This is a genomic window from Cellulomonas sp. GbtcB1 (assembly GCF_019091725.1).
Taxonomy (GTDB): Bacteria; Actinomycetota; Actinomycetes; order Actinomycetales; family Cellulomonadaceae; genus Cellulomonas.
Map to the genome: position 1 here is coordinate 1 of NZ_JAGXJG010000048.1, position 20,095 is coordinate 20,095.

Annotated in this window: 15 protein-coding genes and 1 pseudogene; 10 read left to right on the top strand and 6 right to left on the bottom strand. The window is 75.8% G+C overall.

Annotated elements, in window-relative coordinates:
- Positions 1-467 (top strand): annotated as a pseudogene (locus KVT14_RS15440) (hypothetical protein); the annotation flags it as partial.
- A gap of 193 nt (positions 468-660) precedes the next feature.
- Here KVT14_RS15440 and KVT14_RS15445 read toward each other — a convergent pair.
- From KVT14_RS15445 to KVT14_RS15455, 3 genes are all read right to left on the bottom strand, one after another.
- A complete protein-coding gene (locus KVT14_RS15445) occupies positions 661-1,503 on the bottom strand; it encodes a hypothetical protein (protein WP_217616497.1) in 843 nt (280 codons plus the stop codon).
- A 76-nt stretch (positions 1,504-1,579) separates the two neighbouring features.
- The gene (locus KVT14_RS15450) at positions 1,580-2,317 is read right to left on the bottom strand and encodes a serine protease (RefSeq protein WP_308161114.1); all 738 of its coding nucleotides are present in this window, start codon (positions 2,315-2,317) and stop codon (positions 1,580-1,582) included.
- Positions 2,317-3,024, bottom strand: a complete 708-nt coding sequence (locus KVT14_RS15455; protein ID WP_254631036.1) for a hypothetical protein — start codon at positions 3,022-3,024, stop codon at positions 2,317-2,319. Before KVT14_RS15455 ends, KVT14_RS15450 begins: the two co-directional genes overlap by 1 nt.
- 138 nt (positions 3,025-3,162) lie before the next feature.
- Between KVT14_RS15455 and KVT14_RS15460 the strand changes: the two genes are divergently transcribed.
- Positions 3,163-4,581 carry an MFS transporter gene (locus tag KVT14_RS15460; RefSeq protein ID WP_308161107.1) on the top strand — a complete coding sequence of 473 codons (1,419 nt, stop codon included), beginning with the start codon at positions 3,163-3,165 and terminating at the stop codon, positions 4,579-4,581.
- Positions 4,582-4,683: 102 nt separating this feature from the next.
- On the opposite strand, the gene KVT14_RS15465 is transcribed toward KVT14_RS15460, so the two are convergent.
- The 3 genes from KVT14_RS15465 to KVT14_RS15475 form a co-directional block, all read right to left on the bottom strand.
- Entirely contained in the window at positions 4,684-5,040 is a 357-nt protein-coding gene (locus KVT14_RS15465) for a DUF1844 domain-containing protein (RefSeq protein ID WP_147793764.1), read from the bottom strand.
- A 139-nt stretch (positions 5,041-5,179) separates the two neighbouring features.
- On the bottom strand, positions 5,180-6,682 hold the full coding sequence (locus KVT14_RS15470; protein WP_217616474.1) for a catalase: 1,503 nt from the start codon (positions 6,680-6,682) through the stop codon (positions 5,180-5,182).
- Positions 6,683-6,824: 142 nt separating this feature from the next.
- Positions 6,825-7,334 carry a Fur family transcriptional regulator gene (locus KVT14_RS15475; RefSeq protein WP_217616475.1) on the bottom strand — a complete coding sequence of 170 codons (510 nt, stop codon included), beginning with the start codon at positions 7,332-7,334 and terminating at the stop codon, positions 6,825-6,827.
- A 353-nt stretch (positions 7,335-7,687) separates the two neighbouring features.
- Here KVT14_RS15475 and infC point away from each other — a divergent pair, with 353 nt between their 5' ends.
- The 8 genes from infC to KVT14_RS15515 all read left to right on the top strand — a co-directional run bounded on the left by infC (position 7,688) and on the right by KVT14_RS15515 (position 20,044).
- Positions 7,688-8,722, top strand: a complete 1,035-nt coding sequence (gene infC, locus KVT14_RS15480) for a translation initiation factor IF-3 (protein ID WP_308161108.1) — start codon at positions 7,688-7,690, stop codon at positions 8,720-8,722.
- 86 nt (positions 8,723-8,808) lie between these two features.
- The gene (rpmI, locus tag KVT14_RS15485) at positions 8,809-9,003 is read left to right on the top strand and encodes a 50S ribosomal protein L35 (protein WP_147793761.1); all 195 of its coding nucleotides are present in this window, start codon (positions 8,809-8,811) and stop codon (positions 9,001-9,003) included.
- 61 nt (positions 9,004-9,064) lie between these two features.
- Complete coding sequence (rplT, locus tag KVT14_RS15490; protein WP_147793760.1) at positions 9,065-9,451, top strand: 50S ribosomal protein L20; 387 nt, start codon at positions 9,065-9,067, stop codon at positions 9,449-9,451.
- A gap of 371 nt (positions 9,452-9,822) precedes the next feature.
- A complete protein-coding gene (locus tag KVT14_RS15495) occupies positions 9,823-10,719 on the top strand; it encodes an RNA methyltransferase (RefSeq protein ID WP_217616492.1) in 897 nt (298 codons plus the stop codon).
- Positions 10,720-10,881: 162 nt separating this feature from the next.
- Positions 10,882-11,520 (top strand): RNA 2',3'-cyclic phosphodiesterase, encoded by a 639-nt coding sequence (thpR, locus tag KVT14_RS15500; RefSeq protein WP_217616476.1) that lies wholly within the window; start codon positions 10,882-10,884, stop codon positions 11,518-11,520.
- Positions 11,521-11,863: 343 nt separating this feature from the next.
- Positions 11,864-12,928, top strand: coding sequence for a phenylalanine--tRNA ligase subunit alpha (gene pheS / locus KVT14_RS15505; RefSeq protein WP_217616477.1), 1,065 nt, complete (start codon positions 11,864-11,866; stop codon positions 12,926-12,928).
- Positions 12,928-15,510, top strand: a complete 2,583-nt coding sequence (gene pheT / locus KVT14_RS15510; RefSeq protein WP_217616478.1) for a phenylalanine--tRNA ligase subunit beta — start codon at positions 12,928-12,930, stop codon at positions 15,508-15,510. Before pheS ends, pheT begins: the two co-directional genes overlap by 1 nt.
- 388 nt (positions 15,511-15,898) lie before the next feature.
- Complete coding sequence (locus KVT14_RS15515; protein WP_308161110.1) at positions 15,899-20,044, top strand: ExeM/NucH family extracellular endonuclease; 4,146 nt, start codon at positions 15,899-15,901, stop codon at positions 20,042-20,044.
- Positions 20,045-20,095: the final 51 nt, after the last annotated feature.

The following is a 20,095-nucleotide window of genomic DNA, read 5'->3' on the forward strand; positions in this document are numbered from 1 at the left end:
GCTCCTCGTCGGTCTGCGCGGGCAGCACCGACGGGCCGGGGCCGGTCGGCGCGGCCGCCGGGGGAGCGGGCGACGTCGGCACCCGCGTCGTCGACCCCGAGGTCCGCGCGGCGGTGCGCGCCGCGGTGCTGGGTGCGGTGCCGTCGGGCCCCGCGTCCGGCCCGGGCGGGGAGCGTGGCTCCGCGTCCGACGCGTCCGCCGCGCCGGGCGGTTCGGCCGGGCGGTCGTGGTTCCGGCGCCGCCGTCCCGAGCCGGGCGGGGCCCCGACACCTGCTCCCGCCGCGAACCCCGTGGTCGACGTGGACGCGGTCCCGGGCGCCCGGGCCGAGGTGGCCGTCGTGCTCACGCTCGTCCCGGGCCTCGACCGCCCGACCCTGGACGGCGTGCTGCGCCGCGTCGGCGAGGCCCTGGCCGCGGACGAGACGGTCACCCAGCGCGTCGACTCCCTCGAGGTCCGCCTCCGCTGACCCGTCTGCGCCGGGGTGGCCGTCGCGCCCCCGGTCACGGCGAGTGCATAGTCGACACGTCGAGTGCCTATCCGCTGGATAGGCACTCGACGTGTCCGATGTGCACTCGCTCGCTCGCACGCGGGCTCGCGCACTCGGGCTCGCTCGCTCGTGGGCCCGCGCCCTCGCGGGGCCGCGCACGCGCGGCCGGCGGTCAGTGCCAGAGGCGCCGGCGGCGGCGGAGGGACCAGGCCAGCGCGACCGTCGCGACCGCGCCGACGACCTGGCCGCCCAGGATGATGCGGTTCAGGTCGAGCGCCGGCTGCCAGTGCGCGCCGTCGTCGTCGACCACGAACACCCCGAGCGGCTTGACCCGCGTGGCGTAGCCGCCCGCGTCCGCCGCGCCGCCGCCGCGGCCCCCGGGCCGGCCGGAGCCGAACGGCCACAGCGGCCCGCGCAGGAACGGCAGCCGACCACCGTGGCCGGGGCCGCCGTGCCAGCCCTCGCGACCCGGTCCGTGCGGCCAGCCGCCCCCGCGGCCCGCCCACGCGACGGGTCCACCGGGTCCGCTTGCGCCTCCGCCGGCGCTCCCGACCGCCCCGGCCGGTGCGCCCGGGCCGGACTGCGTCCACGGCCCGTCCTCGGGGGCCGATGCCTCGGCGTGCGCGCCGCGCCCGGTGCCCTCCGTGGCGTCCGTCCCGGTCCCGCCGGCCGCGCCGCCGGTCCCGCCGCCCGCGGACCCGGGTCCGCCGTCGCCGCCGTGCGAGCGGGGACCGTCCGGCTGCTCGGCACCCCCGCTGTCCGCCGGTGCGTCGCCGCCCTCGCCCGGTCCCGGCGTCCCGGCGCCGGCGCCGCCCGGCCCGCCGTGACCGCCGCGGATCCCGACCCGGGCGTCCGCGTGCGCGCCCGCGACGCCGTGCCAGCCCATCACCTTCGCCACCGGCACGACGAGGGTGCTGCCGTGCTCGTACGGCTCCCCGAACACGCGCCGCACGGAGATGATGTCGCTCGCCGCCCGGGTGAGGCCGGGCAGGTCGGGGTGGGTCTCGTCGGTCATCGTCGTCCTCCTCGGTGGGTGTCCGTGCGCCCACCGTGGCACGGCGGGTCGCACGCCCACCAGGGGCCGCGCCGGGTCATCCCGAGGTGCAGGAGGCGCTGGCGGTGAACGCCGCCTCGTCGTCCAGGAGCTGGCGCAGCGTGCTCACCGGGACCACGAAGCTCTGCCCGGTCGAGTTCTTCGCGTACACGACGCCGACCACGCGCCCCGCGGCGTCGAGCACCGCGGAGCCGGAGCTGCCGGGCTCGACCTCGGCGTTCGTGACGAGCACCTGCCCGAGGTTCTCGTTGAGCGGGTCGGTGGTCGCCCCGATGACCTGCCCGCTCGTCACGGTGAGCTGGCCGCCCTGCGGGTAGCCGACGACCGTGACCTCGTCGCCGGGGTTCGGGTCGGCGTCGGCCAGGCCGGGCGCGGACGGCAGCGGGTCGGCGGTGCGGACGACCGCGAGGTCCGCCAGCGCCGCGGTCGAGGACGCGGTCACCGCGACGTCCCGGCCGTCGTAGGTGCTGAGCTGGAGGTCGGCGGAGTCGGCGACCACGTGCCGGTTCGTGATGAGGGTCGTCTCGTCGATCGCGAAGCCCGAGCCGGTCGACAGCGAGTTGCACCCGACGTTCCGGATCCGCACCGCCATCCGCTGCGCGGCGTCGAAGCCGTCGGGGGACAGGTTGCCGGACGACGACGGCGTGGGCACCGGGGCGCTGGACGGCACCAGGTCGGTCGGCACCGGGCCGGGCATCGGCGGCAGCACCCCGCAGCCGGCGAGCAGGAGGACGGCCGCGGCACCGAGGGCGGCGCGGCGGGCGGTCGGGCGGATCACCCGGTCGCCCCGGCGGCGAGCTGGCGCTGGAGCTCGGTGTTGGCGACGGTCGCCGCGTTGCACACGCCCTGGACGTCGCTCTTGAACCGCTGCAGGTCCGCCGGGTCGTACGCGGCCGCGTCCTCGAGGTAGGTGATGAGCTGGTTCTGCGCGTCGATGCAGGTCGACAGCGCGGACGCGACGTTCGCGGCGGCCTGCGAGATGCGCTCCTGGTAGTCGACGAGCTGGCGCTGCACCTCGCGGTCGTCGCCGACCTGGGCCTTCTCGTCGGCGAGCTGGGTGATCCGGCTCTGCGCGGTCGTCAGCTGCTCGTTCACGGCGGCGAGCTCCGCGAGCGTCCCGTCGTGCTGGGTGCGCAGCGTGGCGAGCTCGGTGCCGATGGTGCGGCCCTGCGCCTCGATCCCGGCGGCGTACTCCTCGTACCGGACGGTCCGCACCCAGAGGTAGGACGCCAGCGCGGTGACGAGGACCAGCAGCACCGACAGGATCACGACGGCCCACGGCCGGCGGCGGTGCCGGGGCTCGGGCGGCGGTGCCAGGTGGCTGTGCTCGGGGTGCCGCCCGGCCGGGCGGTCGTCGGGGTGCGTCGCGGGGTGCTCGACCGGCGTCGCGTCGTCGGGACGGGTGGCGGTGTCCGGCCACGACGAGGTCCCGGCCGGCCGCGGCGGGCCGAGCGGGTCGTGCGGCCCGGTGGCAGACGTCACGTCACCACCTTACGGGGAGTCAGCGCGGCCCGGATCCGCCGTGGGACGGAAGGGGGTGGTGGACGTCACGCCGGCCCGCGCGCCCGGACGGCCGAATCCTGTCGTCCGACAGGCGCGCGGCGGGCGACAATCCTGGGCGTGTCCCTCGCCCCCTACGGCCGCCTGCTGCGGCTGCCCGGTGTCCTGCCCCTGGTCCTCGTCTCGTTCGTCGCGCGCATCCCGCACGCGATGACCGGCGTGGTGCTCACGCTGCACGTCGTCGGCCCCCTCGGCCTCGGCTACGCGCGGGCCGGGCTGGTGGCCGCCGCGATGACCGTGGGCGTGGCGATCGGCTCGCCGTGGCGCGGCCGCCGGGTCGACCGGCTGGGCCTGCGCCGGGCGCTGCTGCCGTCGGTGGTCGTGGAGTCGGCGGTGTGGCTGGTCGCCCCGCGGCTGGGCTACGAGGCGCTGCTCGTCGCCGCCGTGGTCGCGGGCGTGTTCCTGGTGCCGGTGTTCTCCGTCGTGCGCCAGTCGCTCGCGGTGCTGGTCCCGGCCGAGCAGCAGCGCACCGCCTACGCCCTCGACTCCGTGGGCACCGAGATGACCTTCATGCTCGCGCCGACGCTCGGCGTGCTCGTGGCGACGCAGGTGTCGACGACCGCGGCGCTCACCCTCGTGGGGGTCGCGACGGTCGCGGCGGGCCTGCTGCTCATGTGGTTCAACCCGCCGACCCGGTCGCCCGGGGGCACGGCGCCCGACGCGGTCGCGGACGCGGGCCGCCGGCCCCGGCTGCTGACGCCCGGCCTGCTCGTGGTCCTGGCCGCGGCCTCCGCCGCCGCGCTCATCCTCAACGGGACGGACGTCGGCATCGTCGCCGCGCTCGAGGGCTGGGAGCGGGAGACCGCCGTCGGCTGGATGATCGCGCTGTGGTGCGTCGGCTCCGTCGTCGGCGGCCTGGTCTACGGCGCGCAGAAGCGGGAGCTGCACCCGCTCGCGCTCGTCGCGCTGCTCGGGGCCGCCACCGTGCCCGCCGCGTTCGCGCAGACGCAGTGGCAGCTCGCGCTCGCCGTCGTCGTGGCGGGTCTGCCGTGCGCGGCGAGCCTGTCGGCGATCAACGCGTCGCTCGTCCGGATGGTCCCGGAGCACCGGCGCGGCGAGATCATGGGCTGGAGCGGCACCGCGAACACCGTCGGCGCGGCGCTGGGCGCCCCGGTCGTCGGCGCGGTCATCGACTCGACGGGCCCGGGCGGCGGGTTCGCGGCGGCGGGCGGCGTGGGGCTGCTGCTGTCGGTGCTGGGGCTGGCCGTGCTGACGGTCGTGCGCCGGCGGAACGCGGGTCGGCGGGTGGCCGTCGCAGCCGGGCTCGGCGGAGCGCCCGCGGGGGTCGTCCCGGCGCCGTCGCCCGAGCCGGCGTCGTCGACCGGCCGGGAGGCGCGGCCCGGCCAGCAGGCGCCGACCGGGCCCACGGCGTCGTCACCCGCGGAGTGGGTCGTCCCGACGCCCGCGCCCGCGGGCGCCGACGACGTGCCGGTGCGCCCGTCGCCGGTCGACCCGTCCCCGAAGCCGACGCCGCGCTGACCCGCCACGGACGACGACGCCGAGTCTCCGTCGCGTGCCTGTCCCGCGACGGCGGTCGACAGGCGCGGACCGGAGACTCGGCGGGTCAGCCGCGCGAGGGCGTCAGGACACGTAGCCCGTGAACTTCTCGCCCGGGCCCTCGCCCGGGGCGTCCGGGAACGGGCTGGCCTCGCGGAACGCCAGCTGCAGCGACCGGAGCCCGTCGCGCAGCGAGCGGGCGTGCTGGTTGCCGATGTCCGGCGCCGAGGCCGTCACCAGCGCGGCGAGCGCGGTGATCAGCTTCCGGGCCTCGTCGAGGTCCAGGTAGTCGCGGCCGGCGTGCTCGTCGGTGTCGGGGGACAGGCCGCACTTGACGGCGGCGGCGCTCATCAGGTGCACGGCGGCGGTGGTGATGACCTCGACCGCCGCCACGTCGGCGATGTCGCGGGTGGCGGTCGTGGGGTCCGGGGTCTCGCTCATGCCGCCGATCCTCTCATCGTCCGGGACCCGCGCCAGGTCGCCCGCCGGGACGACGACGGGCGCGGCCGGAGCGAGTGCCGGCCGCGCCCGTCGGGGTGCTGCGGGGCGGCCGGCTGGGGGACCGGCCGCCCCGCGGGGGTCAGGCGACGGGCGTGCTCGCGGTGGCGGGCTCGCCGTTCTCGACCGGGGCCGTGCCCTGCAGCGCTGCGGCGAGCGCGGCGCCGAGGCCGGCGTCGACGTTCGTCCAGTACTGGATCGCGCGGGCGCGGATGACGTCGCTCTTCACCGCGCCGACGTGGCCGGTGATGGTCTCCAGGAACCGGGCGCGCGCGGCGTCGTCGAACACCTCGCGGTACAGCGTGCCCGCCTGGCCCCAGTCGTCGTCCTCGGGGTGCAGGGTCGCGGCGCTGCGCACGAGCTCGCCGTCCGCCTCCCAGCCGGCCGACTCCGCGGCGCGGGCCGGGTCGGCCGCCGGGCCGCCGACCGAGTTGGGCGCGTAGACCGGGACCTCGGGCGCGTTGAAGTGGTACCGGGCCGCGCCGTCCTTGGAGTACGAGTGCACCTCGGACTTCGGGGCGTTCACCGGGAGCTGCGCGTGGTTGGTGCCGACGCGGTACCGGTGGGCGTCCGCGTAGGAGAAGATCCGCGCGAGCAGCATCTTGTCCGGGCTGGTCGCGATGCCCGGCACGAAGTTGCTCGGCGCGAACGTCGCCTGCTCGATCTGCGCGAAGTAGTTCTCCGGGTTGCGGTTGAGCTCCATCACGCCGACCTCGATCAGCGGGTAGTCCGCGTGCGGCCAGACCTTCGTGAGGTCGAACGGGTTGAACCGGTAGGCCTTCGCGTCCTCGTACGGCATGACCTGCACCGACAGGGTCCAGCGCGGGAACTCGCCGTCGGCGATGTGCTCGAACAGGTCGCGGATGTGGTGGTCGGCGTCCGAACCGGCGAGCTGCGCGGCCTCGTCGGCGGTCAGGTTGTCGATGCCCTGCTGGGACTTGAAGTGGTACTTGACCCAGAACCGCTCGCCGGCCGCGTTGATCCACTGGTAGGTGTGCGAGCCGAAGCCGTCCATCGTCCGCCACGAGCGCGGCAGGCCCCGGTCGCCCATCAGCCAGGTGACCTGGTGCGCCGACTCGGGCGACAGCGACCAGAAGTCCCACTGCATGTCGTTGTCGCGCAGGTTCGAGCCGGGCAGGCGCTTCTGCGAGCGGATGAAGTCGGGGAACTTGATCCCGTCGCGCAGGAAGAACACCGGGGTGTTGTTGCCGACGAGGTCGTAGTTGCCCTCGGACGTGTAGAACTTCAGCGCGAAGCCGCGGGGGTCGCGCCAGGTGTCGGGGGAGCCGTGCTCGCCGGCGACGGAGGAGAACCGCGCCAGCATCTCGGTCTCGACGCCCGGCTGGAACAGCGCCGCGCGGGTGTACCGGCTGACGTCGCCCGTGGTGGTGAACGTGCCGAAGGCGCCGCCGCCCTTGGCGTGCACCACGCGCTCCGGGACCCGCTCGCGGTTGAACTGCGCCAGCTTCTCGACCAGGTAGTGGTCGTGCAGGACGATCGGGCCGTCGGCGCCGACGGACTGCGAGTGCGCGTCGGACGCCACGGGGGCGCCGGAGTTGGTGGTGGTCGGGTTGACCTGGGTCACGGGGGTGTCCTTCCGGGTCGTCGGCAGGCCGGTCGAGGGCGTGCCGGGGACCGGTCGGGCAGGGTCGCCCGACCGGGAGTCGTGGGGTGGTCGGTGGTGCGGGGGAGTCGGGCCGGGGCGGCGGCTCGCCCCGGGGCTGCGGTCAGTCGGTCGCGCGGCTGCGGCAGTCGGGGCACAGGCCCCAGAAGGTGACCTCGGCCGTCTCGACGGTGAAGCCGGACGTCGAGCTCGGGACGAGGCAGGGCGCCTCGCCGATGACGCAGTCGACGTCGTCGACCGCGCCGCACGAGCGGCACACCACGTGGTGGTGGTTGTCGCCCACCCGGCGCTCGTACCGGGCCGGGTGCCCGGCCGGCTCGATGCGCCGCAGGATGCCCACGTCGGTCAGCGCGTGCAGGACGTCGTAGACCGCCTGCACGGAGACCGTCGGCAGCGCCTCCCGGGCGCGGCGGAGCACGGCCTCCGCGTCCGCGTGCGGCAGGTCGGCGACGGCACCGAGCACGGCGAGCCGGGGAGCCGTCACACGCAGGCCGCGGGCGCGGAGCAGCTCCGCGGGGTCGGTCGCGTGGTCGGCGGTGGGGCCCGCGTCGTGCGGGTGACCGGCGGTCGACGCGTCGCCGGGTGCGGCGGGTGCGTGCTGGTCGACGGGCATGGCGCCACCCTGACACGTTTTCTGGAACTGTTCAAGCAGGGATCTGACGGAGTGTCACGTCGGGGTGAGGGTGCTGGGGTGACGCGGGGAACAGGCAGGGGTCGCCGGGTGTTCTGGTAGAGTCATTCACGACTGGCCTGGGTCGACGTGTGTCACCGCTTCACCGCGGAGGCGTCCGGCGGCCCGGGTGCACAAGTGGAGGCCACTCCCACCTGAGTCCCGACCGCCCGGTCCGCCGGCAGCAGGGTCCAGGTTCCCGGTCCAGGTCACGACCCCTTCGCGGGGGACGTGGCCCGACGGCGCACCGTCCCGACGGGTGCCGTGGATCGTGTCGGCCCTCCACCTGTGCCCAGGTGCGAGGGCCTTCCTCGTTCCTGGAGGTCACCCACTTCGACTTCGAGGAGCACCACATCAGCGAGCCCCGCATCAACGATCGGATCCGCGTCGCCGAGGTCCGCCTGGTCGGCCCGAACGGCGAGCAGGTCGGCATCGTCCGCGTGGAGGACGCGCTGCGCCTGGCCCAGGACGCCGACCTCGACCTCGTCGAGGTCGCGCCGGACGCCCGCCCGCCCGTCTGCAAGATCATGGACTACGGCAAGTTCAAGTACGAAGCAGACATGAAGGCCCGCGAGGCCCGGCGGAACCAGAGCAACACGGTTCTCAAGGAGATCCGCTTCCGGCTCAAGATCGACCCGCACGACTACGGCACCAAGAAGGGCCACGTCGAGCGGTTCCTGTCGGCCGGCGACAAGGTCAAGGTCATGATCATGTTCCGCGGTCGCGAGCAGTCGCGCCCGGAGATGGGTGTGCGCCTGCTGCAGCGCCTGGCTGCGGACGTCGAGGAGCTCGGCTTCATCGAGAGCATGCCGAAGCAGGACGGCCGCAACATGATCATGGTGCTCGGCCCGACCAAGAAGAAGGCCGAGCAGAAGAACGAGCAGCGCCGGGCCCGTGCCCAGCGCGAGCCGCGTCCCGAGACCCCCGAGGTCGAGGAGACGGAGACGGACGCTCCCGTGGAGACGGCCGCGCCGGCCGCCGCCGCGCCCGCCGCCGCCCCGGCCCCGGCCGCCGAGCCCGCCCCTGCGGCTGCTCCGGCTCCCGCCGCCGCCCCGGCTCCGGCCGCCGCGCCGCGTCCGCAGACCGCGCCGAAGCCGGCGTCGGCCCCGCGTCCGTCGGCCGCTCCCCGGCCGGCCGCCTCGCCGAAGCCCGCCACCGCCCCGAAGCCGGCCTCGCGGCCGACCTCGACCCCCCGCCCGACCCCCGGCTCCTCGGCCGGGTCGACGGCGGCGCCGGCCCCGCGGCCCACCCCGCGCCCGGCACCGACCCCGCGCCCCTCGGCGCGACCGGCCCCCCGCGGCCAGTCGTCCGGCGGCACCGGGAACGCCTGACCTGCACCGACACGCTCGGACCCCACCGGGACCGGACGGACGAGTCGCGCCCCGGCGCGATGCGACGACAAGGAGAGACGGCAGCCATGCCGAAGAACAAGACGCACTCCGGTGCGAAGAAGCGCTTCCGGATCACCGGGAGCGGCAAGGTCATGCGCGAGCAGGCCAACGCGCGTCACCTGTTCGAGCACAAGTCGAGCCGTCGCACGCGTCGCCTCGCCTCGGACCAGGTCGTCTCCGCGGCCGACGCCCCCAAGATCAAGAAGCTGCTCGGCAAGTGACCCGTCGGCGCGCGAGCGCCGCGGTCCGCAGCCGACCCGATAACGAAGCAAGGAGCATCACGTGGCACGCGTGAAGCGGGCGGTCAACGCCCAGAAGAAGCGCCGGGCGACCCTCGAGCGGGCCTCCGGCTACCGCGGTCAGCGGTCGCGCCTGTACCGCAAGGCCAAGGAGCAGGTCACCCACTCCCTGGTCTACGCCTACCGCGACCGCAAGGCGCGCAAGGGCGACTTCCGCAAGCTGTGGATCCAGCGGATCAACGCGGCGGCGCGCGAGCAGGGCCTGACCTACAACCGCCTCATCCAGGGCCTCAAGGCCGCTGGCGTCGAGGTCGACCGTCGCGTGCTGGCCGACCTGGCCGTCACCGACGTCGCGGCGTTCAACGCCCTGGTGCAGGTCGCCAAGGACGCGCTGCCGGCCGACGTGAACGCGCCGAAGGCCGCCGCCTGACGCTCGTCGTCACCGCGACGCGCGCGGCCTGACCGCGCGCACGCACCCCTCAGGACCCCCGGGAGCCCACGGCTCCCGGGGGTCCTGCGCGTCCGGGGGGGCCTGGCGGCAGCCGATGCGGCGGCCGGCCCGACCCGTCCTGCGCCGAGGGGGCAGCCGACACGTCGAGCGAGTAGTCGGCGACTGCTCGCTCGACGCGTCCACTGCTCGCTCGGTGCGCGTGCGGTCGCCGCGCGGGCCCGCGTCCAGCGGTGCCGCCACCGGCGCGCCGGCGCCCGCGCGGGCGCGCGCCGCGGGACCGCCGCCGCGTGCGGGAGGATGGGACCGTGTCCCGCACCGCACCCGACGGCCCCGCCGCCGCACGCCCCCCGATGACCAACCCGCACGCCGACCGCGTCAAGGCCGTGCGGGCGCTCGCCACCCGGTCGGGGCGTCGCCGCGCCGGGCGGTACGTCGTCGAGGGGCCCCAGGCCGTGCGCGAGGTGGTGCGCTGGGCGCCGGGCACCGTCCGGGACGTGTACCTCACGGCGGGGGCCGCCGACCGGTACGCCGAGATCGTCGCCGACGCGGAGGCGGCCCGCCTGCACGTGCACCTCGGGGACGAGGCCGTGCTCGACGCGATGTCGCCGGACGCGCAGGGCGTGCTCGCCGTCGCCGACCTGCCCGACGCCGCCCGCACCGCCGCCGTCGACGAGGTGCCGGTCGGGCCGTCGGGCGCCGAGGCGCTCGACGCCGTGCTCGCCGCCCGCCCGCGCCTCGTCGCGGTGCTCGCGCAGGTGCGCGACCCCGGGAACGCCGGGACGGTCATCCGGGTCGCGGACGCTGCCGGAGCGGACGCGGTCGTGGTGGCGGGGGACAGCGTCGAGACGACGAACCCCAAGGTCGTGCGGTCGACCGCCGGGTCGCTGTTCCACCTGCCGGTCGTGTCCGGCGTGTCGGTCGCGGACGCGGTCGACGCGCTGCGGGCGGCGGGCCTCGCCGTGCTGGCGGCCGACGGCACCGGCGACCTCGACCTGGACGACCTGCAGGACGCCGCGGCGGTGGCGGGCGCGGGCACCGGCACAGCCGCGGAGACCGCCGCCGCGCCCGCCGACCTGCGCGCCGCGACCGCCTGGCTGTTCGGCAACGAGGCCTGGGGGCTGCCCCCCGAGGACCGCGACCGCGCCGACGCCGTCGTGCGGGTGCCGCTGCGCGGCCGCGCGGAGTCCCTCAACCTCGGCACCGCCGCGGCGGTCTGCCTCTACGCGTCCTCGCGCGCCCACCGCTGACCCCTGCCGTTCGACGCGCGTGTCCGTGGCGCGCACCCCTCAGTGGAGCGCGGTGACGGACACGCCGACGGCGTGTCCGTCACGATCGTCCACTCACGTCCCGGTCGCCGCGCCCCGGCCCCCACGACCACCCACCCGGCCGCGGCACGGCATGCTGGACCGATGCGCGTCTTCGCCGCCCTCTGGCCCACCGACGAGCCCCGCCGGCACCTGGCCTCCGCGCTCCGCACCGCCGTCGGCGTCGACGCCGAGCACGCCCCCGGCCGCTCACCCGACGGCGTGCGCTGGACCCCCGCGGAGAACTGGCACGTGACGCTGGCGTTCTACGGCGAGGTCGGCGAGGGGCGCGCGGAGCTGCTCGCGGAGCACCTCGCCGGGGTCGCGGCGGACGGGCGGCCGTTCGACCTGGAGCTCGCCGGCGCCGGCGTGTTCGCGCACCGCACCCTCTGGGCCGGCGTGGGCGGGGACGTCGCGGCCGTGCAGGACCTGGTCGCCGGGTGCCGGGACGCCGGGGACGCGGTCGGGGCGCGCCAGGACGACCGCGTCCGGTCCCGCCCGCACGTCACGCTCGGCCGGGTGGCGCCGCAGCGCGGCGGGAACCGGCGCCGGGACCGTGCGTCGCGGGCCCCCGACCCGGGCGACCTGCTGGTGCACGCCCTCGCCGTCTACCGGGGGCCGCGGTGGCCGGTGACGGAGCTGGTCCTGGCGGAGTCGCTCCCGGGGGAGGGTCGCGCCGGGGGGCCGCTGTACCGGCCGCTCGGTGCCTGGCCGCTCGGCGGGACCGCGCCCCCGGCGCCCTGACCCGCGACCGCCGCGGCCCGCGCGGCCTGTCCGCGCCCCGCGCGGCCCGCCCCCACCCCGCCCCGCCCCCACCACCGCGGAAACCGCCCCGCAGCGCCGCGGCCGCTGTGGCACGATGGCGACCATGACCTCCGCCCGCCCCCTCGGCCGCCGATTTCCCGGGCCCGTTCCCGGGCCGCGGCGCTGAGAGGCGCGGCACCAGGTCCCGTCCGGCGCCACGGCGCGGACGGTCCCGAGGCCCCGGAGCGGGCGCCACTAGACTCGCCCGTCGGTCGGCCCGTCTCGCGCGCCCCGCGCGCCTGACGCAGGCCGGCCCGCCGCTCCACCCGCAGAGAAGGCTCGGATGACCACGCCCGACACACCCCTGAACCCGCTCGACGCCGACGCCGTCGGCCGCGCCCTCGACGACGCCCTCGTGGCCGTCGCGGCGGCCGGCGACCTCGACGCCCTCAAGTCCGCGCGGCTCGCGCACACCGGCGAGCGCAGCCCGCTGGCGCTCGCCAACCGCGCGATCGGCGGCCTGGCCCCGGCGGACAAGGCCGTCGCCGGCAAGGCTCTCGGCCAGGCCCGCGGCCGGCTGAACGCCGCGATCGCGGCCCGCGAGGAGGTGCTCGCCGCCGAGCGCGACGCGCGCGTCCTCGTCGAGGAGGCCGTCGACGTCACGCTGCCGTCCGACCGGGAGCCCCGCGGCGCCCGGCACCCGCTCGAGCTGCTCCAGGAGCGCATCGCCGACGTCTTCGTCGCGATGGGCTGGGAGATCGCGGAGGGCCCCGAGGTCGAGGCCGAGTGGTTCAACTTCGACGCCCTGAACTTCGGCCCGGACCACCCGGCGCGCCAGATGCAGGACACGTTCTACGTCGCGGCGCCCGAGGGCGAGCCGGACCCGCACCTGGTGCTGCGCACGCACACCTCGCCGGTGCAGGCCCGCAGCCTGCTGGAGCGGGGCGTGCCGTTGTACGTCGCGTGCCCGGGCCGGGTGTTCCGCACCGACGAGCTCGACGCGACGCACACCCCGGTGTTCCACCAGGTCGAGGGCATCGCGGTCGACAAGGGCCTGACGATGGCGCACCTCAAGGGCACGCTGGACCACTTCGCGAGGGCGATGTTCGGCCCGGACGCGCGGACCCGCCTGCGGCCGTCGTTCTTCCCGTTCACCGAGCCCTCCGCCGAGATGGACCTGTGGTTCCCGCAGAAGAAGGGCGGGCCCGGCTGGATCGAGTGGGGCGGGTGCGGGATGGTCAACCCCAACGTGCTGCGCGCGGCGGGCGTCGACCCCGAGGTGTACTCCGGCTTCGCGTTCGGGATGGGCATCGAGCGCACGCTCATGCTGCGTCACGAGATCGCGGACATGCACGACATGGTGGAGGGCGACGTGCGCTTCTCCACCCAGTTCCGGGCGGTGATCTGATGCCTCGCATCCCCCTGACGTGGCTCGCCGAGCACGTCGAGCTCCCCGAGGGCCTGTCGGCCGAGCAGCTGGCGGCGGACCTGGTCCGCGTCGGGCTCGAGGAGGAGGCTGTCCACCCGGCCGCCGTGTCCGGCCCGCTCGTGGTCGGCCGCGTCGTCGAGCGCGTTCCCGAGCCGCAGAAGAACGGCAAGACCATCAACTGGTGCCAGGTCGACGTGGGCGACCACAACGGCACCGCTGAGGACGGCACGCGGACCCCGCGCGGCATCGTGTGCGGCGCGCACAACTTCGACGTGGGCGACCACGTCGTCGTCGCGCTGCCCGGCACCGTGCTGCCCGGCCCGTTCGCGATCGCCAGCCGCAAGACCTACGGCCACGTGTCCGACGGCATGATCTGCTCCTCGCGCGAGCTCGGCCTCGGCGACGACCACGACGGCATCATCGTGCTGGCCGAGATGGGCATCGACGCCGCCCCCGGGACCGACGCGCGCGCCCTGCTGGGGCTCGGCGAGGAGGTCCTGGAGATCAACGTGACGCCGGACCGCGGCTACTGCTTCGCGATGCGCGGCGTCGCGCGGGAGTACGCGCACTCGACGGGCGCGGCGTTCACCGACCGCGGCCTGCCGCGCGCGGGCGCCGACGAGGGCCTGGCCACCACGGGCGGTTTCGGCATCGAGCTCCGCGACGAGGCGCCGGTCCACGGCGTCGCCGGCGCGGACCGGTTCGTCGCGCGCGTCGTCCGGGGCGTCGCGGCGAGCAAGCCGTCGCCGACCTGGATGCAGCAGCGCCTGACGCAGGCCGGCATGCGGCCGATCTCGCTCGCGGTCGACGTCACGAACTACGTGATGCTCGACCTCGGGCAGCCGCTGCACGCCTACGACCTGGCGACGCTCGACGGCCCGGTCGTCGTCCGGCGCGCGCGGGCGGGGGAGCGGCTCACGACGCTCGAGGGCGTGGACCGCGCCCTCGACCCGGAGGACCTGCTCATCACCGACGGCCCCGACGCCGGACGCGTGCTCGGGCTCGCCGGGGTGATGGGCGGCGCGGAGACCGAGGTGTCCGAGTCGACCACGGACCTGCTGATCGAGGCCGCGCACTTCGACCCGGTGTCGATCGCCCGCACCGCCCGGCGGCACAAGCTGCCGAGCGAGGCGAGCAAGCGGTTCGAGCGCGGCGTCGACCCGCAGCTGCCCCGCGTGGCCGCGGCCCGCGTGGTCGAGCTGCTGGTCGAGCACGGCGGCGGCACGGCCGACCCGGTGCTGACCGACGTCGACCTCACCACCCCGCCGCCCGTGCTGAGCCTGCCCGTCGACCTGCCGGCGCGGCTCATCGGCCTGGACCTCGACGTCGCCGCCGTCTCGCGGTACCTGCGCGAGATCGGCTGCACCGTCGGCGAGGTCGTCGGGGCCGGTGCCGACGCGGTGGTGTCCGTGACCGTGCCGACGTGGCGCCCGGACCTCACCGAGCCCGTCGACCTGGTCGAGGAGGTCGCGCGCCTGCACGGTTACGACGCGATCCCGTCGGTCGTCCCGCGCTCCCCGGTGGGCCTCGGCCTGACCGTCGCGCAGCGGCGCCGTCGCCGGGTCGCGCAGGCGCTGGCGGACGCGGGCTGGGTCGAGACGCTGTCGTACCCGTTCGTCGGGACGGCGCAGCTCGACGCGCTCGCGCTGCCCGCCGACGACGAGCGGCGGACGATGGTCCGGCTCGCGAACCCGCTGTCCGAGGAGCGGCCGTCGATGCGCGCGTCGCTGCTGGTGACGCTCCTCGACACCGCGCGGCGGAACGCGGCGCGCGGCACGACCGACCTCGCGGTGTACGAGGTCGGCGCGGTCACGCTGCCCCGCCCGGGCGCGGCGTCGGCCCCGGTGCCGCCGATCGCGCAGCGGCCGTCGGACGACGTCCTCGACGCCGTGCGCGCCGCGGTGCCGGCCCAGCCGCGGCACGTCGCCGGCGTGCTGACCGGTCTCCGTGAGCCGGCCGGCTGGTGGGGCGCCGGTCGCCCCGCCGACCACACCGACGCGATCGACGCCGTGCGGCTGCTCGCCGAGACCCTGGGCGTCGAGCTCGCGGTCGTGGCGGACGCCGAGCGGGCGCCCTGGCACCCGGGGCGCTGCGCGCGGTTCGCCACCGCGGACGGCGCCCTGGTCGGCTGGGCCGGCGAGCTGCACCCGAACGTCGTCGCGGCCCTCGGGCTGCCGGCCCGGGCGAGCGCGTTCGAGGTCGACCTCGACGTGCTCCTCGCCGCCGCCCCGCGGACCGAGGTGGTCGCCACCGAGGTGTCGACGTTCCCGGTCGCCAAGGAGGACGTGGCGCTCGTCGTCCCGGCCGACGTGCCGGTGGCCGACGTGCTGGACGCGGTCCGCACCGGCGCCGCGGCGAGCGCGGCGGGCGACGTGCTGGAGAGCGCGCGGCTGTTCGACGTGTACACCGGCGAGCAGGTGGGCGAGGGTCGGCGGTCGCTGGCGTTCGCGCTGCGCCTGCGCGCCGCCGACCGCACGCTCACGGCGGACGAGACCGCGGCCGTGCGTGCCGCGGTCGTCGCGGAGGCCGAGCGCCGCTTCGGCGCGACCCTCCGCGCGTAGCCCGCACCGCTGACGGCCCCGTGCCGCGCCCCTCGTGGGGCGTGGCGCGGGGCCGTCGCCGTCCCCGGCCCCGCCCGCAGCAGCACGAGGTCGTCGGTTGCGCCCGAGGTCGTCGGTTGCGCACCCCCGCCGCTGGACGGAACCGACGACCTCGCCGCGCGCGCCCCGTCCGGAGCAGCCCCGGTGATCGGGCGTTCACCCGATCGCAACCTTCGTGTCCCCCGCTCGTGCTTGTGTATCCGGACATACCGCCCATACGTTGTCAGACGGCTGTGTGACGACTGTGATGCGGCCTGCTGACGAGGGCGCCAGAAGCGCCCCGGGGGATCGGAGAACATCGGTGAGCGCTGTACGCACACGCACCAGGTGGGCGGCGAGCCTCGCCGCCGTGGGGGCGATGGTCGGGGTACCCCTGACCGCGGTCCCCGCGGCTGCGGCGGAGGACACCCACACCATCGCGGAGGTCCAGGGCCCGGGCGACGCGTCGCCGCTCGCGGGCCAGACGGTCACGACGTCCGGCGTCGTGACCGCGGTCTACGCGACCGGCGGCTACCGCGGCTACGTCATCCAGACGCCGGGCACGGGCGGGGACACCGACGTCTCGGCCCGCACCGCCTCGGACGCGGTCTTCGTGTTCTCGGGCGCCACGGCGGGCTCGGTCGCGATCGGCGACCACGTCCAGGTGACCGGCGCCGTGTCGGAGTACCAGGGCCTGACGGAGATCACGGTCGGCAGCGCCGCCGGCCTCGTCCAGCTCGGCGACGCGCCGGCCCCGGTCGAGCCGGTGACGGCCGCCTGGCCGGCCGACGACGCCGCCCGCGAGACCCTCGAGTCGATGCTCTACCTGCCGTCGGGCGACCTGACGGTGACCAACACCTACTCGACCAACCAGTACGGCGAGGTCGGCCTGGCGTCGGGGACGACGCCGCTGATCCAGCCGACCGAGGTCGCCCGCCCTGGCACCCCGGAGTACGACGCGGCCGTCGCGGACAACGCCGCCCGCGGGGTCGTGCTCGACGACGGTGCCAGCACCAACTTCCTGTCGGCCGCGAACTCCGGCCTGACCCCGCCGTACGTGTCGCTGGAGAACCCGGTGCGCGTCGGCGCGGCGGCCACGTTCACCGACCCGGTGGTCGTCGACTACCGGAACAGCGCGTGGAAGCTCAGCCCGACCCTGCCGCTCGACGCGGCGAACCCGGGCGGCTACCCGGCGACGTTCGAGAACGACCGCACCGCGGCGCCCGAGGGCGTCGGCGAGGCCGACGTGACCGTCGCGTCGTTCAACGTGCTCAACTACTTCACCACCCTCGGCGCGGACACCGCGTCCTGCGTGCCCTACACCGACCGCGCGGGCACCCCGGTGACCGTCCGCGAGGGCTGCGCGCAGCGCGGGGCGTGGAACCCGGCCGACCTGCAGCGCCAGCAGGACAAGATCGTCGCCGCGATCAACGCGCTCGACGCGGACGTCGTCGGCCTCATGGAGATCGAGAACTCCGCGGCCGTCGACGGCGTCGCGGACGAGGCGCTGTCGACGCTGACCGCCGCGCTCAACGCGGCGGCCGGCGAGGGCACCTGGGCGTTCGTCCCGTCCTCGAAGGAGCTGCCGGACGCGTCCGGGCAGGACTCGATCACCAACGCGCTGATCTACCGGCCGGCCGCCGTCGAGACCGTGGGCGACGCCCGCGCGCTCGGCACGCAGTCCGGCGACGACCAGGCGTTCGGCAACGCGCGCGAGCCGATCGGCCAGGCCTTCGTGCCGACGGAGGGCGGCGAGCAGCTGTTCGTGGTCGTGAACCACCTCAAGTCGAAGGGCTCCGCCGGCCCGTGGCCGGGCGACGCCGACACCGGCGACGGCCAGGGTGCGTCCAACGAGTCCCGGGTCCGCCAGGCCGAGGCGCTGCGCGACTGGGTGCCGACGGTGCAGGGCGACGCCGAGGCGGTCGCGCTGCTCGGCGACTTCAACTCCTACACCCAGGAGGACCCGCTGCAGGTGCTGTACGCCGCGGGCTACACCGACGCGACGACGGCGCTCGACGCGGGGGAGTATTCCTACTCGTACCAGGGGCTCTCGGGTTCGCTGGACCACGTCCTGCTGAACGACGCGGCCCTGGGCCGGGCGACCGGCGCCGACGTCTGGAACATCAACGCGGGCGAGTCGGTGGCGCTGGAGTACAGCCGCTACAACGCGCACGGCAGCCTGTTCTACGCGCCCGACGCGTACCGGTCCTCGGACCACGACCCGGTGCTGGTCGGCCTGACCGCCGGCGACACCGGCTCCACCCCGGACGGTCCCGTCGACCTCACGCTGCTCAACATCAACGACTTCCACGGCCGGATCGACGCCAACACCGTCGCCTTCGCCGGGACCGTCGAGCAGCAGCGCGCGGCGGCCGAGGCCGACGGCGGCGCGGCGATCTTCCTGTCCGCCGGTGACAACATCGGCGCGTCCCTGTTCGCCTCCGCGGTGGCCGAGGACCAGCCGACGATCGACGTGCTCAACGCGCTCGACCTGGCCGCCTCGGCGGTGGGCAACCACGAGTTCGACCGCGGCTACGCCGACCTGGTGGACCGCGTGATCGCCGACGGCTCCAACGCGGCGTGGCCGTACCTCGGCGCGAACGTGTACGACAAGGGCACCGAGAACCCGGCGCTCGACGAGTACACGGTCATCGACGTGGACGGCGTCCGGGTCGGCGTCATCGGCGTCGTCACCCAGGAGACGCCGACCCTCGTCACGCCGGGCGGGATCGCCGACCTGGACTTCGGCGACCCGGTCGAGGCGGTCAACCGCGTCGCCGCGCAGCTGTCCGACGGCGACGACACCAACGGCGAGGCCGACGTGATCGTGGCCGAGTACCACGAGGGCGCCGGCGCGGGGACGCCGGACGGCGCGACGCTGGAGGAGGAGATCGCCGCGGGCGGCGCCTTCTCCGACATCGCCACGCTGACCTCCGGCGACGTGGACGTGATCTTCACCGGCCACACCCACAAGCAGTACGCCTGGTACGGGCCTGCTGAGCCCGAGGCGTCCGGCGAGTGGACCCGCCCGATCGTCCAGACCGGCTCGTACGGCGAGAACATCGGCAAGGTCACGCTGACGTACGACCCGGCCTCCGACGCGGTCTCCGCGCTCACCGGCGAGAACGTCAAGCGCGTCGCCCCGGCGGCGGGCCAGACCCAGGCCCAGCTCGACGCGGCCCTGGTGGCGCAGTACCCGCGCGTCGCCGAGGTCAAGACGATCGTCGACGCCGCACTCGCCGAGGCGGCCGTGGTCGGCAACCAGCCCAAGGGTTCGGTGACCGCGGACATCACGACCGCCTACGCGGGCGGCTCGTACGCGAACGGGGTCTACACCGGGGGCACCCGCGACGACCGGTCCAAGGAGTCGACGCTGGGCAACCTCGTCGCCGACTCGCTGCTGGAGACGCTGTCCTCGGCGGACCGCGGCGGCGCGCAGATCGGCGTCGTGAACCCCGGCGGCCTGCGGGCGGAGCTGCTCTACGCGCCCGACGGCACGATCACCTACGCCGAGGCCAACGCGGTCCTGCCGTTCGTGAACAACCTCTGGACCACGACGCTGACGGGCGAGCAGGTCGTCACGATGCTCGAGCAGCAGTGGCAGACCAACGCGGACGGCACGATCCCGAGCCGCCCGTACCTGCAGCTCGGCCTGTCGGACAACGTCACGTACACCTACGACGAGTCGCAGCCGCTCGGGAGCCGGATCACCTCGGTGACGGTCGACGGCGAGGCGATCGACCCGGCGGCGGAGTACCGCATCGGGACGTTCTCCTTCCTGGCCCAGGGCGGCGACAACTTCCGGGTGTTCGCCGAGGGCTCCGGCACCACCGACTCGGGCCTGATCGACCGGGACGCGTGGATCGCCTACCTCGAGGCGCACCCGGGCCTGTCGCCCGAGTTCGACGAGCGGGCGGTCGGCGTGCCGGCGCTGCCCGACGAGGTCACCGCGGGCACCGAGCTGGCCTTCCCGGTCACCGGGCTGAACCTGACCAGCCTGGGCTCGCCGCTCAACACGGCGCTCGACGTGCAGCTCGACGGCGCGTCGATCGGCTCGGCGACGGTGACCGACGGCGCGGCGCAGGTCGCGGTGACGGTCCCGGCGGGGACGACGGCCGGCGAGCACGTGCTCACCCTGGTCGCCGCCCCGAGCGGCACCGTCGTGACGCTGCCGATCACGGTGGCGGCCGCGCAGGAGCCGGAGCCGGAGCTCAAGGAGTCCTCGGTCACCCTGTCGGCCAGCCGCAGCACCCAGTCCTACGGGACCTGGTTGCCGACGCTGCTGGTCTCGCAGGTCCGGGTCGAGGGCACCTGGTTCCCGTCCGGGACGGTCGAGTTCCGGGAGGGCGACCGGGTGATCGGGCGCTCGCCGGTGGTGCTCGGCCTGGCGCTCGGCTCCGTGCCGCGCACCGCCTCGGTGGGCGCGCACGAGTACACCGCGGTGTTCGTGCCCTCGCGGCCCGACGTGGTCGCCGGCAGCACCAGCGCGCCGGTGAAGGTCACCGTCAAGAAGTGACCTGAGCCCCGCACGAGGACGGGCCCCCGCCCGCCGGAGCGATCCGGTGGG